At 73.5% G+C, this 19737-nt stretch carries 16 protein-coding genes; 14 read left to right on the top strand and 2 right to left on the bottom strand.

Annotated elements, in window-relative coordinates; translation table 11 throughout:
* Nucleotides 1-215 precede the first annotated feature (215 nt).
* The 13 genes from AXW62_RS02295 to AXW62_RS02235 all read left to right on the top strand — a co-directional run bounded on the left by AXW62_RS02295 (nt 216) and on the right by AXW62_RS02235 (nt 16402).
* Nucleotides 216-1808 carry a polyamine aminopropyltransferase gene (locus AXW62_RS02295; protein WP_252368475.1) on the top strand — a complete coding sequence of 531 codons (1593 nt, stop codon included), beginning with the start codon at nt 216-218 and terminating at the stop codon, nt 1806-1808.
* Nucleotides 1809-1921: 113 nt separating this feature from the next.
* The gene (locus AXW62_RS02290) at nt 1922-2815 is read left to right on the top strand and encodes an SRPBCC domain-containing protein (protein WP_060942998.1); all 894 of its coding nucleotides are present in this window, start codon (nt 1922-1924) and stop codon (nt 2813-2815) included.
* Nucleotides 2816-2840: 25 nt separating this feature from the next.
* On the top strand, nt 2841-3656 hold the full coding sequence (locus tag AXW62_RS02285) for an aldose epimerase family protein (protein ID WP_060942997.1): 816 nt from the start codon (nt 2841-2843) through the stop codon (nt 3654-3656).
* A gap of 199 nt (nt 3657-3855) precedes the next feature.
* On the top strand, nt 3856-4401 hold the full coding sequence (gene pyrE / locus AXW62_RS02280; protein ID WP_060942996.1) for an orotate phosphoribosyltransferase: 546 nt from the start codon (nt 3856-3858) through the stop codon (nt 4399-4401).
* Between the two features lie 484 nt (nt 4402-4885).
* Nucleotides 4886-5908: a class II fructose-bisphosphate aldolase gene (fbaA, locus tag AXW62_RS02275; protein ID WP_030836166.1), complete on the top strand. Its 1023-nt coding sequence runs from the start codon at nt 4886-4888 to the stop codon at nt 5906-5908.
* A gap of 272 nt (nt 5909-6180) precedes the next feature.
* A complete protein-coding gene (locus tag AXW62_RS02270) occupies nt 6181-7956 on the top strand; it encodes an MFS transporter (RefSeq protein WP_079115434.1) in 1776 nt (591 codons plus the stop codon).
* A gap of 106 nt (nt 7957-8062) precedes the next feature.
* Nucleotides 8063-8476: a DUF3151 domain-containing protein gene (locus AXW62_RS02265; protein ID WP_030836161.1), complete on the top strand. Its 414-nt coding sequence runs from the start codon at nt 8063-8065 to the stop codon at nt 8474-8476.
* A 267-nt stretch (nt 8477-8743) separates the two neighbouring features.
* Nucleotides 8744-9721: a tryptophan 2,3-dioxygenase family protein gene (locus AXW62_RS02260; RefSeq protein ID WP_079115433.1), complete on the top strand. Its 978-nt coding sequence runs from the start codon at nt 8744-8746 to the stop codon at nt 9719-9721.
* A gap of 592 nt (nt 9722-10313) precedes the next feature.
* Entirely contained in the window at nt 10314-11504 is a 1191-nt protein-coding gene (gene kynU / locus AXW62_RS02255; protein ID WP_060943012.1) for a kynureninase, read from the top strand.
* Nucleotides 11505-11506: 2 nt separating this feature from the next.
* The gene (locus AXW62_RS45365) at nt 11507-12658 is read left to right on the top strand and encodes an alpha/beta hydrolase (RefSeq protein WP_060942994.1); all 1152 of its coding nucleotides are present in this window, start codon (nt 11507-11509) and stop codon (nt 12656-12658) included.
* A gap of 248 nt (nt 12659-12906) precedes the next feature.
* Nucleotides 12907-14388, top strand: a complete 1482-nt coding sequence (locus AXW62_RS02245; protein ID WP_063817512.1) for a sensor histidine kinase — start codon at nt 12907-12909, stop codon at nt 14386-14388.
* Nucleotides 14385-15083: a response regulator gene (locus AXW62_RS02240; protein WP_030836136.1), complete on the top strand. Its 699-nt coding sequence runs from the start codon at nt 14385-14387 to the stop codon at nt 15081-15083. Before AXW62_RS02245 ends, AXW62_RS02240 begins: the two co-directional genes overlap by 4 nt.
* 95 nt (nt 15084-15178) lie before the next feature.
* Nucleotides 15179-16402: a cytochrome P450 gene (locus AXW62_RS02235; protein ID WP_060942992.1), complete on the top strand. Its 1224-nt coding sequence runs from the start codon at nt 15179-15181 to the stop codon at nt 16400-16402.
* Between the two features lie 81 nt (nt 16403-16483).
* On the opposite strand, the gene AXW62_RS02230 is transcribed toward AXW62_RS02235, so the two are convergent.
* Both AXW62_RS02230 and AXW62_RS02225 read right to left on the bottom strand, forming a co-directional pair.
* Complete coding sequence (locus tag AXW62_RS02230; RefSeq protein WP_060942991.1) at nt 16484-18136, bottom strand: ABC transporter permease; 1653 nt, start codon at nt 18134-18136, stop codon at nt 16484-16486.
* Entirely contained in the window at nt 18133-19050 is a 918-nt protein-coding gene (locus AXW62_RS02225; RefSeq protein WP_060942990.1) for an ABC transporter ATP-binding protein, read from the bottom strand. The genes AXW62_RS02230 and AXW62_RS02225 overlap by 4 nt, the downstream gene beginning before the upstream one ends.
* 92 nt (nt 19051-19142) lie before the next feature.
* Between AXW62_RS02225 and AXW62_RS02220 the strand changes: the two genes are divergently transcribed.
* Nucleotides 19143-19679, top strand: coding sequence for a GbsR/MarR family transcriptional regulator (locus AXW62_RS02220; protein WP_060942989.1), 537 nt, complete (start codon nt 19143-19145; stop codon nt 19677-19679).
* Nucleotides 19680-19737 lie beyond the last annotated feature (58 nt).

Genomic DNA, 19737 nt, shown 5'->3' with positions numbered 1-19737 from the left:
ATGGGCGGGCTGGTGGGCGGCGCGCCGGACGGCGGGCCGGGCGGTCCGTCGCACGGTCTCCAGGACAGCGGGCCGGACGGCCTGTCGGACGGTCTGCCGCCCCAAGTTCCATGCGGATGAACGCGATCGGGAAGCCGTCGATGCCAGACGTGTGAACGGCGATGCACTCGCACGGGGGACGAGACGTCGGCGATATGTGACGTAGCGTTCCCTTTGTGATCGATTCGCCGGTGTCCACCGTCTCGGATGCGTTGTCGTCGCCGGAGCCCCCACCTCCGGCGCGGCTGCCGGTGCGGGCGGGGCTCGGCCGGTTCCTCGTGCTCGGCACGGTCTTCGTCTGCGCCGCCTGCGGCCTCGTCTACGAACTCGAACTCGTCGCGCTGGCCACGTACTTGGCGGGCGACTCGGTCACCCAGGCGTCCCTGGTGCTGTCGGTGATGGTCTTCGCCATGGGCGTCGGCTCGCTGCTGGCCAAGCGGCTGCGCTGCCGGGCCGCCGTCGGCTTCGGCGCCGTCGAGGCGGTGCTCGCGCTCATCGGCGGCTGCTCGGCGATGGCGCTGTACGCGTCCTTCGCGTGGTGGGGGCACTCGCGCTCCGCGCTGGTCGGCTTCTCGTTCGCGATCGGTGTGCTCATCGGGGCCGAGGTGCCGCTGCTGATGACCCTCATCCAGCGGGTGCGCCGACAGGACGCGGGCGGCGCGGTGGCCGATCTGTTCGCGGCGGACTATGTGGGCGCGCTGGTCGGCGGGCTCGCCTTTCCCTTCCTGCTGCTGCCCGCCCTCGGGCAGCTGACCGGCGCGCTGGTCACCGGTGCGGTCAACGCGATCGCGGGCGGGGCGCTGGTGCTCTGGCTGTTCCGCCGCGACCTGAGCGTCCGGGCGCGGTGGACGCTGATCGTCGTCAACGGGCTGGTGCTCGCCGCGCTGGCCGCCGGCGCCGCGCTGACCCCCTCCTTCGAGCGGGCCGCCCGGCAGGCCGTCTACGGACCGGGGGTGCGGGTCGCGCTGCGCACCGGCGAGCAGGAGATCGTGCTCGCGGGGGGAGGCACGAGCGGGCGGCCGCTGTCCCTCTTCCTGGGCGGGCGGCTGCGGGTCAGCGGACGCGACGAGGACCGCTACCACGAGGCGCTGATCCACCCGGCGATGGCCGCCGGACCGCACGGCCGGGTCCTGGTGCTGGGCGGGGGCGACGGGCTCGCGGCGCGCGAGGTCCTGCGGTACGCCGGCGTCCGGTCGGTGACCGTCGTGGAGCGCGACGCGGAGGTGGTCCGGCTGGCCCGGCACGACCCGGACCTGGCGGCGCTCAACGGCGGCGCCTACCGGGATCCGCGGGTGCGCGCGGTGACCGCGGACGCCTTCGACTGGCTGCGCCGGCCGGTGGCGTACGACGTGGTGGTCTGCGATCTGCCCGCCCCCGAGCTGACCCCCAGCACCAAGTACTACTCCCAGGAGTTCTACGGACTGGCCGAGCGGGTGCTGGCGCCCGGGGGCCGGCTGGTGGTCCACGCCGGGCCGCTGCGCCCCGGGCCCCGGGCGTTCTGGACGGTGGACGCGACGGTGCGGTCGGCCGGGCTGTGGACGGCGCCCTACGCGATCGACACCCCGCGCCCCGGCGGCCGTGGCCGCCCGCACGACTGGGGCTTCGTGCTGGCGGCCCGCTCCCCGGTGGGGCTGCGGCTGGCCCGGCACGGCCCCCGGCCGCACTCGCTGACGGAGCCGGGGCTGCGGGCGGCCCACCGCGCGGCCGAGCGGCACCGGGAGGCCGGGCTGCCCCCTTCCACGCTGATGCATCCGCGGTACGGGACGTGAGACGCGTGCGGGTGACCTTGGGCTACCGGACCTCGGCGGGGGCGGCGCGCCGGGCGGGGAAAGTTGCGCGGGAGCGGGTCTCAGCGAACCCGCGGTGGGTACTGTCTTGAGCTATGGAGCATGAGGTGTTCGTTCCGTTTCCCGTCGACACCGTCCGGCTGGCGCTCGCGGAGCCCGACCGCGTCGCCCGTTGCGTTCCCGGGCTCCAGCAGGACGCCGATGAGGCCGCCGGTCCGCTCGCCGGCCGGCTGCGGCTGCGCATCGGCGGGTCCACCATCACCTACCGCGGTGCGCTGCGCATCGGCCGGCGCGCCGATGTCTTCGAGATCGAGGGCGAGGGCACCGAGGTGCGCGGCGGCGGTTCGGTGAAGCTCGCGCTGACCCTCACGCCGAAGCCCGTCGAGGGCGGTACGGAGCTGATCTGCTCCGGGACGGTCCACAGCGAGGGGCGGCTGGCCGAGTTCGACCAGGAGGTGTCCGCCGGCGTGGCCCGCCGCCTGCTGGACCGGTTCGCCGCGGCGCTCACGGCCGGGCTGGAGACGTCCCCGATCAGCGCCGTCACCGAGGACGGGGCCACGGGGGACGGGGCCACGGGGGACGAGGCCACGGGGGACGAGGGCGCGGCCGCGGCCGCCGACGAGACCGGGCTGCCGACCGAGGCCGAGCTTCCGCTGTCGGCCGATGACATGGACATCGAAGACGTCGGCGACCTCGAGGGCCTGGACGACGTGGACGCCGTCGCGGAGCCCGTCGGCTTCGGCGACCTCGGCGATCTCGATGACCTGGACGACGAGCCCCCGGCCGAGGCCGCCCACGCCCGCCGCACGATGATCGGCCGCTCCACCGAGGAGGTGGACCACGCCCCGCCGCGCGGCCGCTACGCCCCCGTCCCCGCGCCCGAGACCGTCTCCACCAGCGCCACCCTGCGCTGGGCCGCGCCCGCCGCGGCCGTGGTGATCGCCTCCGTCGTCGTGGTGGGCCGTCGCGTGCTCCGCCGCCGCCGATGAGCGTGTGCGCATAGGGTCGGTAGCTGTGACCACCGAAGAGACAACGGAGACCAAAGGCGTGCGGCTGACCGCCGGGGACGCCGAGCTGACCGTCTCACCCGAGAACGGCTGTCGTATCGGCTCACTGCGCATCGGCGGTACGGAGCTGCTGCGGCAGGGCCCGCGGTACGGATCGTTCCCGATGGTGCCGTGGTGCGGCCGGACCGGGCTGGGCCGGTTCCGCAACGGCGGGCGGACCCATCAGCTGCCGGTCAACTCCCCGCCGCACGCGATCCACGGGACCGGCCGGAACGTCGCGTGGAGCCCGGCCCGCGCCGGGCGGTCCAGTGCCGCCTTCACCTACGACCTCGCCGACCCCTGGCCGTACGAGGGCCGGGTCACCCAGACCTTCGAGCTCACCCCGGACAGCCTGACCGTCACCATGAGCGTGGAGACCGAGGGCGATTCCTTCCCGGCACAGGCGGGCTGGCATCCGTGGTTCCTGCGGAACCTGGGCGAGGGCGGCGCCGATGTGGAGATCGCCTTCGAGGCGGCGTGGCAGGAGGAGCGCGGGGAGGACCACCTCCCCACCGGCCGCCGCGTCGCGCCGCGGCCCGGCCCCTGGGACGACTGCTTCGGCATGCCGGAGGGGGTGGACGTCACGCTCACCTGGCCCGGCCGGCTCGAGCTGAGGGTCACCAGCCGGACGGAGTGGGTGGTCGTCTACGACGAGCAGGCGGAGGCGGTGTGCGTGGAACCGCAGTCCGGCCCGCCCAACGGGCTCAACAGCCTGCCGCGCCTGGTCACCCCCATCGATCCGCTGGAGATCTCCATGACCTGGAGCTGGCGGACGCTGACGTAGCGGAGCGGGCGCCGGTGCGGCGGAGCTGAGCGGGCGCTGGTGCGGCGGTGGGGCGGAGCGGGCGCCGGTGGAGCGGAGCGAGCGCTGGTGGAGCCGGATCAGCGGGCACTGGCGCAGCGGAGCGGGCGTCGGTGGAGCGGAGCGGGCGCTGGTGGAGTCGGAGCGGCTTGGAGGGCTCCGCGGGCCACCGCCTAAGCTCATGCGCATGAGCGATGCGCGTGACGCCCTGCTGCGGCAGATCAAGGACAAGGCCGTGGTCCACGGCAAGGTGACCCTCTCCTCCGGGCGCGAGGCCGACTACTACATCGACCTGCGCCGGATCACCTTGGACGCCGACGCCGCACCGCTGGTCGGCCAGGTCATGCTCGACGCCACGGCCGATCTGGAGTACGACGCGGTGGGCGGTCTGACGCTCGGCGCCGACCCGGTGGCCACGTCCATGCTGCACGCCGCCGCCGCCCGCGGGCGGCGGCTCGACGCCTTCGTGGTCCGCAAGGCCCAGAAGACGCACGGGATGCAGCGGCGGATCGAGGGCCCGGACATCGCGGGCCGCCGGGTGCTGGTGGTGGAGGACACCTCCACCACGGGCGGTTCGCCGCTGACCGCGGTGGAGGCGGCGCGGGAGGCGGGTGCGGAGGTCGTCGCGGTCGCGACGATCGTCGAGCGCGGGGCCGCGCCGGCCATCGCGGACGCCGGGCTGCCGTACCTCCCGGCTTATTCGATCGCCGACCTCGGGCTGAGCTGAACCGGCACCGCGGCGCAGCCGCGCCCGGGCCCGGCGTGCACCCGGGCCCGGCGTGCACCCGGGCCCGGCGTGCAGCCACGCCCCCGGGGTGCGGCAGCAGCCGGGGTGCGGTGCTCGCACTCGGGTGCAGCGGCACCAGGGGCAGCCACACCCGGGCATGGCGGCACCCGGGGTGCAGCCGTGACCCCGGCGCAGCAGCACCGGGGGCGGAGCCGCGCGCCCGCATCCCGGCACAACCGTTGCGCCGGGGCAGCCGTATCGCCGCATCGCGGCGCGGTCGCACCGGAGGTCAAGCTGTGTCGCGGTACAGCCGCGTCGCGCCCCCGTGGGAGGTTTCACGTGAAACCTTCCCACCCCCGTCCGTGTGGTCCTCGCGTGCGCCGTGTGGAGCAATCGGCGGAGTCTGGGATTATGGCCCCGACGATGACGTCGCCCCTAGGTCAGGGCCAAGTACGACTAACCCGCACATACAAGGAGCGGACAGATGCCCATCGCATCCCCTGAGATCTACAACGAGATGCTCGACCGGGCGAAGGCGGGCAAGTTCGCCTACCCGGCGATCAACGTGACGTCGACGCAGACTCTGCACGCCGCCCTGCGCGGCTTCGCCGAGGCGGAGAGCGACGGCATCGTCCAGATCTCCACCGGTGGCGCCGAGTTCCTGGGTGGCCAGTACCAGAAGGACATGGTGACCGGTGCGGTCGGCCTCGCCGAGTTCGCGCATGTCGTGGCCGAGAAGTACCCGGTCAACATCGCCCTCCACACCGACCACTGCCCCAAGGACAAGCTGGACGGCTATGTCCGCCCGCTGCTCAAGGTCTCCCAGGAGCGCGTCGACAAGGGGCAGAACCCGCTGTTCCAGTCCCACATGTGGGACGGCTCCGCCGAGACGCTCGACGACAACCTCCGCATCGCACAGGAGCTGCTCGCCGAGGCCGCCAAGGCGAAGATCATCCTCGAGGTCGAGATCACCCCGACCGGTGGCGAGGAGGACGGCATCTCGCACGAGATCAACGACGAGCTCTACACGACGGTCGACGACGCGCTGCGCACCGCCGAGGCCCTCGGCCTGGGCGACAAGGGCCGCTACCTGCTGGCCGCCTCCTTCGGCAACGTCCACGGCGTCTACAAGCCGGGCAACGTCGTCCTCCGCCCGGAGCTGCTGCGTGAGCTCCAGGACGGTGTCGCCGCGAAGTACGGCAAGCAGGACCCGTTCTTCTTCGTCTTCCACGGCGGCTCCGGCTCCACGGAGGAGGAGATCCGCACCGCGCTGGAGAACGGCGTGGTGAAGATGAACCTCGACACGGACACCCAGTACGCCTTCACCCGCCCGATCGCGGACCACATGTTCCGCAACTACGACGGGGTGCTGAAGGTCGACGGCGAGGTCGGCAACAAGAAGACGTACGACCCGCGGAGCTGGGGCAAGCTCGCCGAGAAGGGGATGGCCGAGCGGGTCACCAAGGCGTGTGCGGACCTCCGGTCCACGGGGACGAAGCTGAAGTAGTCCTCGGCTCTACGAAGCTGAAGTAGTCCTCGGCTCGCTCTTCCGGGCCCGGCTTCTCGCCTTGCGGTGAGTTGCCGGGCCCGTTGGCGTTCCGGGGCCGTTCGCGTTCCGGGGCCGTTTGCGTTCCGGGGTCGGTTCCGGTTCCGGGAAGGCGTCTGGCGTCTGGGTTCCGGGTGCCCGTTTTTCCTTCGCGGTTCTCTTCGCGGTTGCCTGCGCGGTTCCGTTCGCGGTCGGGCTGGCCTCTGAGGGGCCGCGCGGGCATCATGCCAGGTATGGCAGGCGTGCGGCTGTCCGCGCCGGCGGGGCGGTGGCTGGTGTTCACCACCGTGCTGGGCTCCGCCATGGCCCTGCTCGACAGCACCGTCGTCAATGTCGCCCTGCCGCGCATCGGGCTCGACCTGGGCGCCGATCTCCCCGTGCTCCAGTGGACCGTCAACGCCTACATGCTCACCCTCGCCGGGCTGATCCTGCTCGGCGGGGCGCTCGGGGACCGGTTCGGGCGGCGGCGGGTGTTCGTCATCGGGGTGATCTGGTTCGCGCTGGCCTCGCTGGCGTGCGGGCTGGCGCCGAACGCCGGGGTGCTCATCGCCGCGCGGGCGTTGCAGGGCATCGGCGGGGCGCTGCTCACCCCCGGGTCGCTCGCGCTGATCCAGTCGGTGATCCACCCCGATGACCGGGCGCGGGCGATCGGGCTGTGGTCCGGCTTCGGCGGGGTCGGAGCGGCGATCGGGCCGTTCCTCGGCGGCTGGCTGGTGGACGGGCCCGGCTGGCGCTGGGTGTTCTGGCTCAACGTGCCGCTGGCCGCGGTCTGTGTGCCGGTCGCTTTGCGCCATGTGCCGGAGACCAGCGATCCGGAGGCCCACGGCCGGTTCGACGTCGTCGGCGCCGCGCTGGGCGCGGCCGCGCTCGGCCTGGTCACGTACGCGCTGATCGCCGCGCCGCAGAAGGGCGCCTCGCCCGCCGTGGTGGTTCCGGCCGTCGCCGGGCTGGCGCTGGGGGTGGCCTTCGTCGCCGTGGAGAAGCGGCGGTCCGAGCCGATGCTGCCGCTCTCCATCTTCGCCTCCCGCCAGTTCAGCGCCGTCAACGCGGTGACCCTGTGCGTCTACGCGGCCTTCGGTGGCTTCTTCTTCCTTTCGGTGATCAACCTCCAGGTGGTGGTGGGCTACTCCGCGCTGGCCGCCGGTACCGCGCTGCTGCCCACGACGACGCTGATGCTGCTGCTGTCGGCCCGTTCGGGAGAACTGGGCAAACGCATCGGCCCCCGGATTCCGCTGACCGTCGGCCCGCTGCTGTGCGCGGCGGGGATGCTGCTGATGACCCGGGCCGGGGTGGGGGCGGTCTACTGGCGCGACATTCTGCCCGGGCTGGTGGTGCTGGGCGCCGGCATGGTGGTGCTGGTCGCCCCGCTCACCGCGACCGTCCTGGCCTCGGTGGACGTCGGCCGCGCGGGTCTGGCCAGCGGAGTCAACAACGCGGCGGCGCGTGCGGCGGGCCTGGTCGCGGTGGCGGCGCTGCCGCTGCTGGCGGGGATGGGCCCGGAGGCGTACCGGTCGGCGGACGCGTTCGCCCACACCTTCCGGCGCGCGATGCCGATCTGTGCCGGGGTGCTGGTGCTGGGCGCGGTCGTCGCCTGGCGCACGGTGCGCTCGGACGCCCTGGAGCGGGCGGGGACGGAAGCGGGAGGGGAGGGGGAGGGTGCCGAGGCGGGCGCGGTGCCGGAGGGAGCGGTGCCGGAGGGTGCGGTGCCGGAGGGCGCCGAGGGCGTGGCGCCGGTGAAACGTGCCGGGGGAGCCGAGAGCGCGGGGGCCGAGGGCGCGGCCGAGGGTGCGGGGGCCGAGGGTGCCGGGGGTGCCGCGCCTTCGGAGCGCGTCAAGGGCGCCAAGCGCGTCAAGGGCGCCAAGCGCGTCAAGGGCGCCAAGGGTGCCAAGGGTGCCAAGGCCAAGGGGGCCGAGGGCGCCGCGCGGCCCCCGTGCCGCCCCGAGTGCGTGTACCACTGCGGTGTCTCCGCCCCGCCCCTCGACCCGGGCGATCGGCGCCCCGGGGCCTGACCCATGCCCTCTCCCGCGGGTCTCCGGGCCGGACGCTCCCCCGGAACGACGGGGCGCGTGGCTTGAGCGTGTCGGGTGGGGCCCCGGACCAGGCAGACTGGAACCCATGGCCATTCACGAGAACCTGCTCGGGGGACCGCCCCCGACCCATCTGCCCGACGACCCCGAACCACGGGAGCTGCTCGCCTCCGGCGCGGCCCCGGCCGAGGTCGCCGCGAAGTACCCGGCGTCCTCGCTCGCCTGGGCGCAGCTCGCCGACGAGGCGTTCGAGGCCGGCCGGGTGGTCGAGTCCTACGCGTACGCCCGGACCGGCTACCACCGGGGACTCGACGCCCTGCGTCGCAGCGGCTGGAAGGGCCACGGCCCGGTGCCCTTCGAGCATGAGCCCAACCGCGGCTTCCTGCGCGCCCTGCACGCGCTCGCGCGTGCCGCGCAGGCCATCGGCGAGCAGGAGGAGTACGAGCGCTGCTCGACCTTCCTGCGCGAGAGCTCCCCGACCGCGGCGGACACGCTTTCCTGAGCCGCCGCTCCTGATCTGCGTCTGCTGACCTGCCTCGGCTGAGCGGTTTTCGGCTGAGCGGTTTGCCACTGAGGCGTGGCGAGGCGCACCGGGCCTGTGGGGCGGCCTACGCCCCACGGGCCCCTTCCGCACTTGCCGTACGTCCGGACGGCGCGGATGATGCGGTGCGGGGCCCCTTCGGCTGTGGGCCCCGAGGGGACCGGGGCTCCGAGATCAAGGGGAAGGGGCGGACCGCTACCCGGGAGCGAGCAGTACTCAGGAGACGCGATGTCGCAGCAGCCTGCCCCTGACCGCCCGGCCCCGGCCCAGGCCACGCCGGACCGGACCACCTCGGCCGAGGCCACGCCAGGCCGGACCACGTCGGCGGAGGTCACGCCGCCCGAGGCCACGTCGGCAGAGGCCACGCCGGACCGGACCGCCTCCGGCGCCGCCGAGTCCGACGCCCCCCACCTCGACTTCGACGGCACCACCCCGTACGAGGACTACGTCCGGGCGTCCGTGCTCACCCACCTCCAGCACCCCCTCTCCGACGATCCCGGCGAGATGGTCTTCCTGGTCACCACCCAGGTGATGGAGCTGTGGTTCACCGTCATCGTCCATGAGTGGCACACCGCCGCGCTGGCGCTGCGCGAGGACGACCTGCCCACCGCGATGGCCGCGCTCCAGCGCTCGACGTACGAGCTGGAGTCGCTCAACGCGTCCTGGGCGCCGCTGGCGCATCTCACCCCCGGCCAGTTCAACGCGTACCGCTCCGCGCTCGGCGAGGGCTCCGGCTTCCAGTCGGCGATGTACCGGCAGCTGGAGTTCCTGCTCGGCGAGAAGTCCGCGTCCATGCTCGTCCCGCACCGGGGCGCGCCGCAGGTCCACGCGGAGCTGGAGAAGGCGCTGACCGAGCCCAGCCTCTACGACGAGGTGCTGCGCTATCTCGCCCGCCGCGGCCTCGACGTCCCGGCCTCCGTGCTGGACCGCGATCCCACCCGGCGCTACGAACCGGATCCGGGCGTGGAGCGGGTCTGGGAGGAGATCTACTCCGGGCCGCCGGACAGCGAGCTGATCCGGCTCGGTGAGGCGCTCACTGAGGTGGCCGAGCTGGTGTGGCGGTGGCGCAACGACCATCTGGTGGCGACGCGGCGAGCGATGGGTGCCAAGACCGGCACCGGCGGCTCGGCCGGGGTGGCATGGCTGGAGAAGCGCGCGTCGAAGACCGTCTTCCCCGAGCTGTGGACGGCGCGCAGCCATGTCTGACGCGACGATCCCCACCGAGCCGGTCTCCCCTGGGCCGGTCTCCCCTGGGCCGGTCCCCACCGAACCGACCCCCACCGAACCGGTCTCCCCTGGGCTGGTTCCGACCGGCCCGCCCGCCCCTGAACGGTCGGGTGCCGAGGCGTCCGCCCCCGGTCCGTCCGCCCCCGGTCCGTCCGCCCCCGGTCCGTCCGGCCCCGAGAGGTCCGGCCCCAGTCTGAGGTCCGGTCCCGGTCCGTCCGGTGCGGCGTCGCCCGGTGCTGAGGGGTCCGGCCCCGAGCGGTCCGGCGCGGCGTCTTCCGGCCCTGAGCGGTCTGGAGCTGGGCGCTCTGGTCTCCAGCCGTCCGGTGCTCAGCGGTCCGCCCCTGGTCTGTCCGCCCCTGGTCCGTCGGGTGCCGAGTCGTCCGGTGCGGCGTTGCCCGGTGCTGAGCGGTCCGGCGTCGAGCCGTCCAGCCCTCTGCCGTCCGGGCGCAAACGTTCTGGTCCGGAGTGGTCCCGCCCTCAGCAGTCCGGCCCCGCGCCTGCCGCGTCCCGGTCGGCCGCGTCCCGTCCGGCCGGGCCGCGTTCGGCCGGGGCCTCACCGGCCGAGAGCGGTCTGGCCGGTGAGGCCGCCCGGCTCGACGCGGCCGACCGGCTGCGTGCCAAGCGCGACGCCTTCGTCCTCGATGACGTGATCTACCTCGACGGCAATTCGCTGGGCGCGCTGCCGCGTGCCGTCCCGCCCCGGCTGGCCGATGTGGTCGCCCGCGAGTGGGGGCGGCTGCGCATCCGCTCCTGGGAGGAGAGCGGCTGGTGGACCGCGCCGGAGCGGATCGGCGACCGCGTCGGCCGGCTCCTCGGCGCCGCCCCTGGCCAGGTGGTGGTGGGCGACTCGACGAGCGTGAACATCTTCAAGGCGGTCGTCGCGGCCGTACGGATCGCCCAGGAACGCGGCGCCCACCGCGATCAGATCCTGGTCGACGAGACCACCTTCCCCACCGACGGCTATATCGCCGAGTCCGCTGCCCGGATGACCGGCTGCACCCTGCGGCCGGTGGCCGCGGGCGACATCCCCGCGGCCACCGGCCCGCGCACCGCCGTCGCGCTCGTCAACCACGTGGACTACCGCACCGGCCGCCTCCATGACCTGCCCGCGACCACGGCCGCCGTGCACGCGGCGGGCGCACTCGTCGTGTGGGACCTGTGCCACAGCGCGGGCGCCCTGCCGGTCGGGCTGGACGCCCACGGGGTCGATCTCGCGGTCGGCTGTACGTACAAGTACCTCAACGGCGGCCCCGGCGCGCCCGCGTATCTCTACGTCGCCCGGGCGCATCAGCCCCGCTTCGACTCGCCGCTCCCCGGCTGGAACTCGCACGCCGACCCCTTCGGCATGGACTCCGCCTACACCCCGGCCGCCGGTGCGGCCCGCGGGCGCGTCGGCACCCCGGACATCCTCTCGATGCTGGCGCTGGAGGCCGCGCTCAAGGTGTGGGATGACGTGACGATCGAGGAGGTCAGGACCAAGAGCCTGGCCCTGACGGACTTCTTCCTCCGCTGCGTCGAGGAGTACGTCCCGGCGGGCCGCGTCCGGTCCCTCACCCCCGCCGCCCACGCCGAGCGCGGCAGCCAGGTGGCGCTGCGGTGCGCGGACGCGGGGGAGGTGATGGCGGAGCTGGTGCGGCGCGGGGTCGTCGGCGACTTCCGTCGGCCCGATGTGCTGCGCTTCGGCTTCACCCCGCTGTACACGGGCTTCGCCGAGGTGGAGCGGGCGGCCCGGGTGCTGGCCGCCGCGTTGGCGGAGGGCTGACCATGGGTGGGGCGGCGGCTGAGGAGGCGTCGGTCTTCGGGCTCGCGCCGGTGGCTCCGGACCGGACCGCCGCGTACGGCGAACACCCGGACCAAGTGGTGGACTTCTACCTTCCGCCCGACGGGTCCGGGCCCGCCCCGCTGGTCCTCCTCTTCCACGGCGGCGCCTGGCGCGCCCCCTACGACCGCCGCCATGTGTCCCCGTTCGCCGCGTTCCTGGCGGGGCGGGGCCTCGCGGTGGCGTCGGTGGAGTACCGGCGGGGCGGGGACGACTCGTCACCGTACGGTCCGGCCGCCCCCGAGATGCCGGGCGGCGGACCGGGCACCGGCCCGCGCCCCGGGCCGGACGACCCCCGCCCGCGCCCCGGGCCGGACGGCACCGGCGGGGCACCGCGGGCGGGGCGGTGGCCGGAGACGTTCGACGACATCGCGGCCGCCGTGGACGGCGTGCCGCGGCTCGCCCGGGACCTCGGGCTCCCCGGGGCGGACACCGACCGGGTCGTGCTCACCGGGCACTCCGCGGGCGGGCACGCCGTGTTGTGGGCGGCTGCCCGGCATCGGCTGCCGTCCGGCACTCCCTGGTATCTGCCCTCGCCCTCCCCGCTGTGCGGTGTCGTCGCCCTCGCCCCCATCGCGGACTTCGCCACGGCCCGTGCGCTGGACGTGTGTTCCGGTGCCGTCGGCCAACTCCTCGGCGAACGCGGCGGGAAGAGTGACAGCGACGACGGCGGCAACAACAGCGACAGCGGCGTCAACAGCGACAGGCGCGTCAACAGCCACAGCGACGACGGCGCCAACAGCCACAGCCGCAACACCAGCCACAGCGGCGGCAACCGCAGCAGCGACAGGGTCGCCAACAGCGGCAGCCACGGCCGCGCCCGCACCGATGAGCTGACGGCCCGGCTGGCCCTCGCCGACCCCGCCGCGCTGCTGCCCACCGCGGTCCCCACCACCGTCGTACAGGGCAGGGCCGACACCGATGTGCCCCCGGCGGTCGCGGACGCCTTCGTAACGGCCGCCTCCCGCGTCGGCCAGCGCGTGCGGCTCGTCACCACCGAGGGCGGGCACTTCCCGCCGATCGACCCCACCACGCCCGTCGCGCACACCGTCGCCGAGGAGATCGCCCGACTGGCCGGAGCCCACCCGGGCGCGTAGAACTGGAGCCCACCCGGGTGCGTAGTAACCGGGGCGCACCCAGGCGCGCAGCGCCGGAAGCCAGCCACCCGGCCGCGTAAGTAACTGGGGCCACCCGGCCGTGGAATGACCGGAGCCCACCCGACCCCGTAGTAACCGGAGCCCAACCGGCCGCGGAGTACCAGGAACCCACCGGCCGCGTAGTACTTGAGAAGGACGCCGCACAATCCACATTTCCGGGGACGACGGCCGCGCGCCCGCTCCCTACCGTGAGACGCGTGACTGAGACGATCCCGCGGACCGAACTCCGCACCATCCGCGCAGCGTTGTCCGATCTGCGGAAGGACTTGATCAACGGCGCCTTCGTCTTCCGCCCCGTGCCGCCGCTCGCCCCCACCCATCCGCTGGTGCGCCGGGCGCCCCAGCGGATTCGGCAGTACGCACCGTGGCTGCCGCACACCGCGATCACGGTCTTCGCCTTCTACCTCATGGCCGTAGCCGTCGATACCGAGGCCATGGGCCTGGCCCTGCTCAGCGGCGTACCCCTGCTGATGGTGCTCTACCGGCCGATCGGCGCCTGGTGGCTGTCGTTCGCGGCGAGCATCGGATGGGGCCTGGGCACCGCCGAGACGACGATCGGCAGCATGTGGCCCTGGCCGACGACCCTCTTCGTCTCGCACATCGCGGTGATGGCGGTCGTCGCGTCGCAGAACCGCCCTCGGGTGGCCGGGCAGATGCTGCTGATCACGGCCGGGTTCGGGGTCGCCTGTGATCTCCTCAGCGAATGGCGGCAGACGAACTCCTTCCCCATGGTGGTCACCTCCTGCGTCATCGTGGGCGCCGTCGTCGCCTGGCGCAGCCTGCGCGAGACCAAGCAGCAGGTCGCCGTGCAGCAGTCGGCCACCGTCGAGGAGCGCTCCCGCCGCACCCTGCTGGAGGAGCGCGCGACGATCGCACGGGAGCTGCACGATGTCGTCGCGCACCACATGTCCGTGATCGCGATCCAGGCGGAGGCGGCGCCCTACCGGGTGGCGAACCCGCCCGAGGAGCTGGCCAAGAGCTTCGCGACGATCCGGGAGAACGCGGTCGCCGCCCTCATCGAACTCCGCCGGGTCCTCGGCGTCGTCCGGGCCGATGACCCCGACGCCTACGCCGATGCCGACCCCGAGGCGCCCCAGCCGACCCTCGCCGCGCTCGACACGCTCTTCGCGGGCGTCCGGGCGGCGGGGCTGACCGTCGAGCACATCACCACCGGTGCCGTGCGCCCGCTCCCCTCCGGTGTGGAGCTGTCCGCCTACCGGATCATCCAGGAAGCGCTGTCCAACGCGCTGCGCCACGCCCCCGGCTGCACCGCCCGCGTCGAGGTCGCCTACGTCCTCGGCGGGTTGGGCCTGCGCGTCGTCAACGGCCCGCCCACCCAGGCCGTACGCCCCTCGCCGGGGGTGGGCCACGGGCTGCTCGGGATGCGGGAACGCGTGGCGATGCTGAACGGGGAGATGACGGCCGGAGCGGTCGAGGAGGACGGGGGCTATGAGGTCGCGGTCTTCATCCCGGCCGCCTCCGATCCGGCCGCTCCGGCCGCGGATGCGTCCGGACGGGATGCGTCCGGACGGGATGCGTCCGGACCGGGGACGTCCGCACCTGACGCACTCGGACGGAAGGCGGCCGCACCTGACGCACCCGGACCGATGGCGGCGGCGCCGAAGAGAATGCCGGGCCCGGTCTCGGAGGGGGAGACGATGAAGCCATGACCACCGACGTCCCCTCCGCCCCCATCCGCGTGCTGATCGCCGACGACCAGATGATGGTCCGCGAGGGCTTCTCCGTGCTGCTGAACGCCCAGCCCGATATCGAGGTCGTCGGCGAGGCGGTCGACGGGCGCGAGGCCATCGCCCAGGTGGCCACCCTGCGGCCCGATGTGGTCCTGATGGACATCCGGATGCCGGAGGTCAACGGCCTGGAGGCCACCCGCGAGATCGTCGCGGCGGACGCGGACGCCAAAGTCCTCGTCCTGACCACCTTCGACCTCGACGAGTACGTCTACCAGGCGTTGCGCGCCGGAGCGAGCGGCTTCCTGCTCAAGGACGCCTCCGCGCGTCAGCTCGGTGAGGCGGTCCGTGTCGTCGCGGCGGGCGAGGCGCTGCTGGCCCCGACCGTGACCAAGCGTCTGATCACCACGTTCTCGAGGATCGGCGAGACGACGGGGATCGGCGCCCCGCAGCCCTCCGCGCGGGGGCGGGTGGCCGAGCTGACCGACCGGGAGAACGAGGTCCTGATGCTGGTCGCCCAGGGCTGTTCCAACGCCGAGATCGCCGAGCGGCTGATCGTCGCCGAGTCGACGGTGAAGACGCATGTCAGCCGGATCCTGGTGAAACTGGGGCTGCGCGACCGCACCCAGGCGGCGGTGTTCGCCTACGAGGTCCGTCTGGTGACCCCTGGAGGCTGAGCGGGCCCGGCGGTACCGTCCGGGGACGAGCGGTACCCCCCGGGGACGTCCGGGGACGAGCGGTACCCCCCGGGGACGAGCGGTACCGTCCAGGGATGAGCAGCACTGCCGAGGTTCCTGCCTTCGACCCGTGGCGGCCGTCGTTCGTCGCGGACCCGTATCCGGCGTACGCCGCGCTGCGCGAGCGCGGCCGGGCGCACTGGTTCGAGCCCACCCGCCAGTGGCTGATCCCGCGTCATGCGGATGTCAGCGCGCTGCTGCGGGACCGCAGGCTGGGCCGCACCTATCGGCACCGCTTCAGCCATGAGGAGTTCGGCCGCACCGCGCCGCCGCCCGAGCACGAGCCGTTCCACACCCTCAACGACCACGGCATGCTCGAGCTCGAACCGCCGGACCACACCCGGCTGCGCCGGCTGGTCTCCAAGGCGTTCACCCCGCGGACGGTGGAGGCGCTGGTGCCGACGATCCGGCGGCTGGCGGACGAACTCGCCGACTCCCTGGTCGCCTCGGGCGGCGGCGATCTCATCGCGACGGTCGCCGAACCGCTGCCGGTCGCCGTCATCGCCGAGATGCTCGGCATTCCGCCGGCCGACCGCCCGGCCCTGCGGCCCTGGTCGGCGGAGATCTGCGGGATGTACGAGCTGAACCCGGGCGAGGAGACGGCCCGCCGCGCCGTGCGCGCGTCCCTCGACTTCTCCGCCTATCTGCGCGAGCTGATCCGAGCGCGCCGCAAGGCCCCGGGGGACGATCTGATCAGCGGGCTCATCGCCGCGTACGACGAGGGCGACCGGCTCACCGAGCAGGAGATGATCTCCACCTGTGTGCTGCTGCTCAACGCGGGCCACGAGGCCACCGTCAACTCCACCGGCAACGGCTGGTGGGCGCTCTTCCGCCACCCCGAGCAGCTCGCCCTGCTCCGTGCCGACCCGGACGCGCTGCTGCCCACCGCCGTGGACGAACTGCTGCGCTTCGACACCCCGCTCCAGCTCTTCGAACGGTGGGTGCTGGAGGACATCGAGGTCGGCGGCACGGTCATCCCGCGCGGCAGCGAGGTCGCGCTGCTCTTCGGGTCGGCCAACCGCGATCCGGCCCGCTTCGACCGTCCCGACACGCTCGACCTCTCCCGCACCGACAACCCCCATGTCAGCTTCGGCGCCGGTATCCACTACTGCCTCGGCGCCCCGCTGGCCCGGCTGGAGCTCATCGCCTCCTTCGGCGCCCTGCTCCGCAAGGCGCCCGGCCTGCGGCCGGCCGGGGAGCCGGAGCGGCGCGAGAACTTCGTCATCCGCGGGCTGCGGGAGCTGAGGGTCGAACTCTGAGCGGAGACGGACGCGCCCCCTGTTGTCCACAGCCTGTGGACAACAGGGGGCGCGCGCCGGGACGTGGCGGGTCGGCGGGGGTCAGCCGCCGATGTCACGGCGGCGCAGACCCACCAGGCCGCCGGCGGCCGCTACCACCGAGAGGAGCAGCAGCCACAGGAAGGGCGCGGCCGTCACCTCGTCGCCCGGCAGCTTCGGCAGGTGGCTGAAGGGTGAGGTGTCCATGACGGGCTGGGAGAACTTGAGCGCCGGGCCCATCCAGCCCACGGCCACCACCCAGCCGACCAGTCCCCAGGCCGCGGCCGAGTACTTCGGCAACACGCCCACCAGGAGCAGCGTCAGGCTGGTGACCACCCACAGCGCCGGGAGCTGGGAGAGGGTGGCGCCCAGGGCGCGCGGGAGCTGATCGGCCACGTCGCCCGCGGCGATGCCGTAGCCCAGGCCCAGCGCCAGACCACCGACGGCGAGCACGGCGACCGGGCCGAGGTAGGCGATGACCAGATGGCTCCCGGCCCAGCGCAGCCGGCTGACGGCGTTGGACAGCAGGGGCTCGGCGCGCTGGTCGGTCTCCTCGCTGCGCAGCCGCAGCACGGAGCTGACGGTGTGGACGGTGAGGATGGTGCCGAGGACGCCGACCATGGCGGCCAGGAAGGCGTCGCTGAGCCCCTGCGCGCCGCCCATCCGCTGGATGATCTCGCGGGTCTGGTCGCTGTCGCCGAGGAAGTCGTCGGCGCCGTCGGAGATGCTGCCGAAAATGGCCCCCGAGAAGACGAAGCCCGCGGCCCAGCCGAGCAGGGCGCCGCGCTGAAGCCGCCAGCCCAGGCCGTAGACGCCGGTCAGCAGCGGGCCGGCGGCCGCGGGGCCGGGACGGCTGGCGTAGAAGCTGGCGCCCACGTCGCGACGGCCCGCGAGGGAGTACGCGAGGGTGATCGAGGCGCCGGCGAGCACGGCGATCAGCAGCAGCGGCCACCAGCGCTCGTCCGCGTACGGCCGGGCGTACTCGGCCCAGCCCAGCGGCGAGAGCCAGACCAGAACGTGGCCGGAGCCCTTGCTGCCGTCCTCGGCGGCGTCGCCCGCCATGCGCAGCACGAAGGCGACGCCGACCGCGGCGGAGCTGAGGCCCCGGGCCAGCCGGGTGTTCTCGGTGAGCTGGGCGGCGACGGCCGCCAGACCGCCGAAGGCCATCCCGGACAGGCCGACGGCGAGGCCGAGGGCGAGCGCACCGGTGCCGCCCTGGCTCGCGAGGCCGCCCGCGATGAGCAGGGTCACCGCGCCGTTGGCGATGCCCACGGTGAGCAGGGCCGCGGTGAGACCGGCGCGGCGGCCCACCATACCGGCGGAGAGCGCCTCCTGACGGCCGGTCTCCTCCTCCTCGCGGGTGTGCCGGAGCACGATGAGCAGGCTCATGATCGCGGCGAACACCGTCAGGAAGGCACCCACGCGCCAGACGGTGAGCGCGCCGAGCGAATCGTCGAAGGCGGCGCCGAACAGGGCTCGTGTCGAGCCGTTCCCGTTCATGTCGTGGACGAGATCGGCGCGCTGCTCAGGGGTTTCGTACGTGCTCTTCAGACGGCCGACGGTGCTGCTGGCCGTCAGCCCCAGGCACAGCACCCACACCGGCATCATGATCCGGTCGCGCCGTAGCGCGAGCCGCAGCAGCGTGCCGGTGCCGGCCAGATCGCGGGCCGATCCGCGGGCGCGGGGGGAGACCCGGGCGTCGGCTACGGCGGTCATCGGGTGATCGCCTCGGCTTCCGTGCGCGTGACGTCGTCCTGGTAGTGGCGGAGGAAGAGCTCTTCCAGGGTGGGCGGCGTGGAGAGCAGGCTGCGCACCCCCGCTTCGGTGAGCTGCCGCAGCACGGCGTCGAGCTTGTCGGTGTCGACCTGGAGCTTGACCCTCCGGTCCTGGATGTCCACATCGTGCACCCCGGGGAGGGCGGACAGGCCACGCGGCTCCCCGGCGAGCTCGGCGGTCACCGACGTACGCGTCAGATGGCGCAGCTCGGCGAGTGAACCGGACTCCACCCGCCTTCCCTTGCGGATGATGCTGACCCTCCGGCACAGCGCCTCGACCTCGCTGAGGATGTGGCTGGAGAGCAGCACCGTACGACCGCGGTCGCGCTCCTCGGTGACGCACTCGCGGAAGACCTCCTCCATGAGCGGGTCGAGCCCGGAGGTCGGCTCGTCGAGGATCAGCAGCTCCACTTCGGATGCGAACGCGGCGACCAGGGCGACCTTCTGACGGTTTCCCTTGGAGTAGGTACGGCCCTTCTTGGTGGGGTCGAGCTCGAACCGCTCCAGGAGCTCGGCGCGGCGTGCGGTGTCCAGGCCGCCGCGCAGCCGCCCGTAGAGGTCGATGACCTCGCCACCGCTCAGGTTGCGCCACAGGGTGACGTCTCCGGGGACGTACGCGATGTGGCGGTGGAGGTCGACCGCGTCGTGCCAGGGGTCCTTGCCGAGCATCTGCACCGCTCCGGAGTCGGCGCGGAGCAGGCCCAGGAGAACCCGGATGGTGGTGGACTTCCCGGCGCCGTTGGGCCCGAGGAAGCCATGGACCTCGCCTGCCTCGACTTCGAGGTCGAGGCCGTCCAACGCGTGGGTCCGGCCGAAGGACTTGTGGAGGCCGGACACGGAGATTGCCGTTTTCATGATTCCGAAGCTACGCTACTTTCACAAAATTGTGAAGTTAAGGAACCATATAAACTTATGATGATGTGACGAAGAGAGGAGATGATGAAGCGGTGAGGGAGACGACCGAACCGGAGAGCGCGCCCGGTGGTGAGCGTGACGAGGCGGCGGTGTCCAGGTTCGTCGAGCGGTTCGCGGCCGATCTGGCCGAGGCCGGGATGCAGCGCATGGCCGCGCGGGTCTTCGCCGCGCTCCTCGTCTCCGACTCCGGGGCCCTCTCCTCCGCCGAACTGGCCGAGCGGCTGCGGATCAGCCCGGCCGCCGTCTCGGGCGCGATCCGCTATCTGTCCCAGGTGGACATGGTGGTGCGGGAGCGCGAGCCGGGCTCTCGCCGCGATCGCTACCGGCTCTTCAACGAGGTCTGGTACGAGACCCTGACCCGCCGCGACCAGATGCTCTCCCGCTGGGAGAGCACCATGCGGGACGGCGCGAAGGTGCTCGGCCCCGGCACCCCGGCGGGGCAGCGGATCACCGAGACCGCCGACTTCTTCGAGTGGATCCAGCAGGAGCTTCCCAGGATGCTGGAGCGCTGGCGCCACCATCAGGCCGAGCGGCGTGCGGCGGAGGCACGCACGGCGGAGGCGGGGTAGCGGGCCCAGCCGGGGCGCGGTGGCGGGCCGGGCGCGGCGCGAGCGCGGGGCCCGGCGC

This window comes from Streptomyces hygroscopicus subsp. hygroscopicus (genome assembly GCF_001553455.1).
In the GTDB taxonomy this organism is placed as follows: Bacteria; Actinomycetota; Actinomycetes; order Streptomycetales; family Streptomycetaceae; genus Streptomyces; species Streptomyces hygroscopicus.
Note: the sequence above shows the minus strand (reverse complement) of the source record. Positions and strands in the feature narration are given on the sequence as shown.

Excerpts from the sequence above, each read along its gene's own strand:
- AXW62_RS02290 (WP_060942998.1), top strand. The coding sequence starts at position 1,922 with ATGGAGCATGAGGTGTTCGTTCCGTTTCCCGTCGACACCGTCCGGCTG.
- AXW62_RS02230 (WP_060942991.1), bottom strand. The coding sequence starts at position 18,136 with ATGACCGCCGTAGCCGACGCCCGGGTCTCCCCCCGCGCCCGCGGATCG.
- AXW62_RS02270 (WP_079115434.1), top strand. The coding sequence starts at position 6,181 with ATGGCAGGCGTGCGGCTGTCCGCGCCGGCGGGGCGGTGGCTGGTGTTC.
- AXW62_RS02235 (WP_060942992.1), top strand. The coding sequence starts at position 15,179 with ATGAGCAGCACTGCCGAGGTTCCTGCCTTCGACCCGTGGCGGCCGTCG.
- AXW62_RS02240 (WP_030836136.1), top strand. The coding sequence starts at position 14,385 with ATGACCACCGACGTCCCCTCCGCCCCCATCCGCGTGCTGATCGCCGAC.
- AXW62_RS02265 (WP_030836161.1), top strand. The coding sequence starts at position 8,063 with ATGGCCATTCACGAGAACCTGCTCGGGGGACCGCCCCCGACCCATCTG.
- AXW62_RS02260 (WP_079115433.1), top strand. The coding sequence starts at position 8,744 with ATGTCGCAGCAGCCTGCCCCTGACCGCCCGGCCCCGGCCCAGGCCACG.
- AXW62_RS45365 (WP_060942994.1), top strand. The coding sequence starts at position 11,507 with ATGGGTGGGGCGGCGGCTGAGGAGGCGTCGGTCTTCGGGCTCGCGCCG.
- pyrE (WP_060942996.1), top strand. The coding sequence starts at position 3,856 with ATGCGCATGAGCGATGCGCGTGACGCCCTGCTGCGGCAGATCAAGGAC.
- AXW62_RS02225 (WP_060942990.1), bottom strand. The coding sequence starts at position 19,050 with ATGAAAACGGCAATCTCCGTGTCCGGCCTCCACAAGTCCTTCGGCCGG.
- fbaA (WP_030836166.1), top strand. The coding sequence starts at position 4,886 with ATGCCCATCGCATCCCCTGAGATCTACAACGAGATGCTCGACCGGGCG.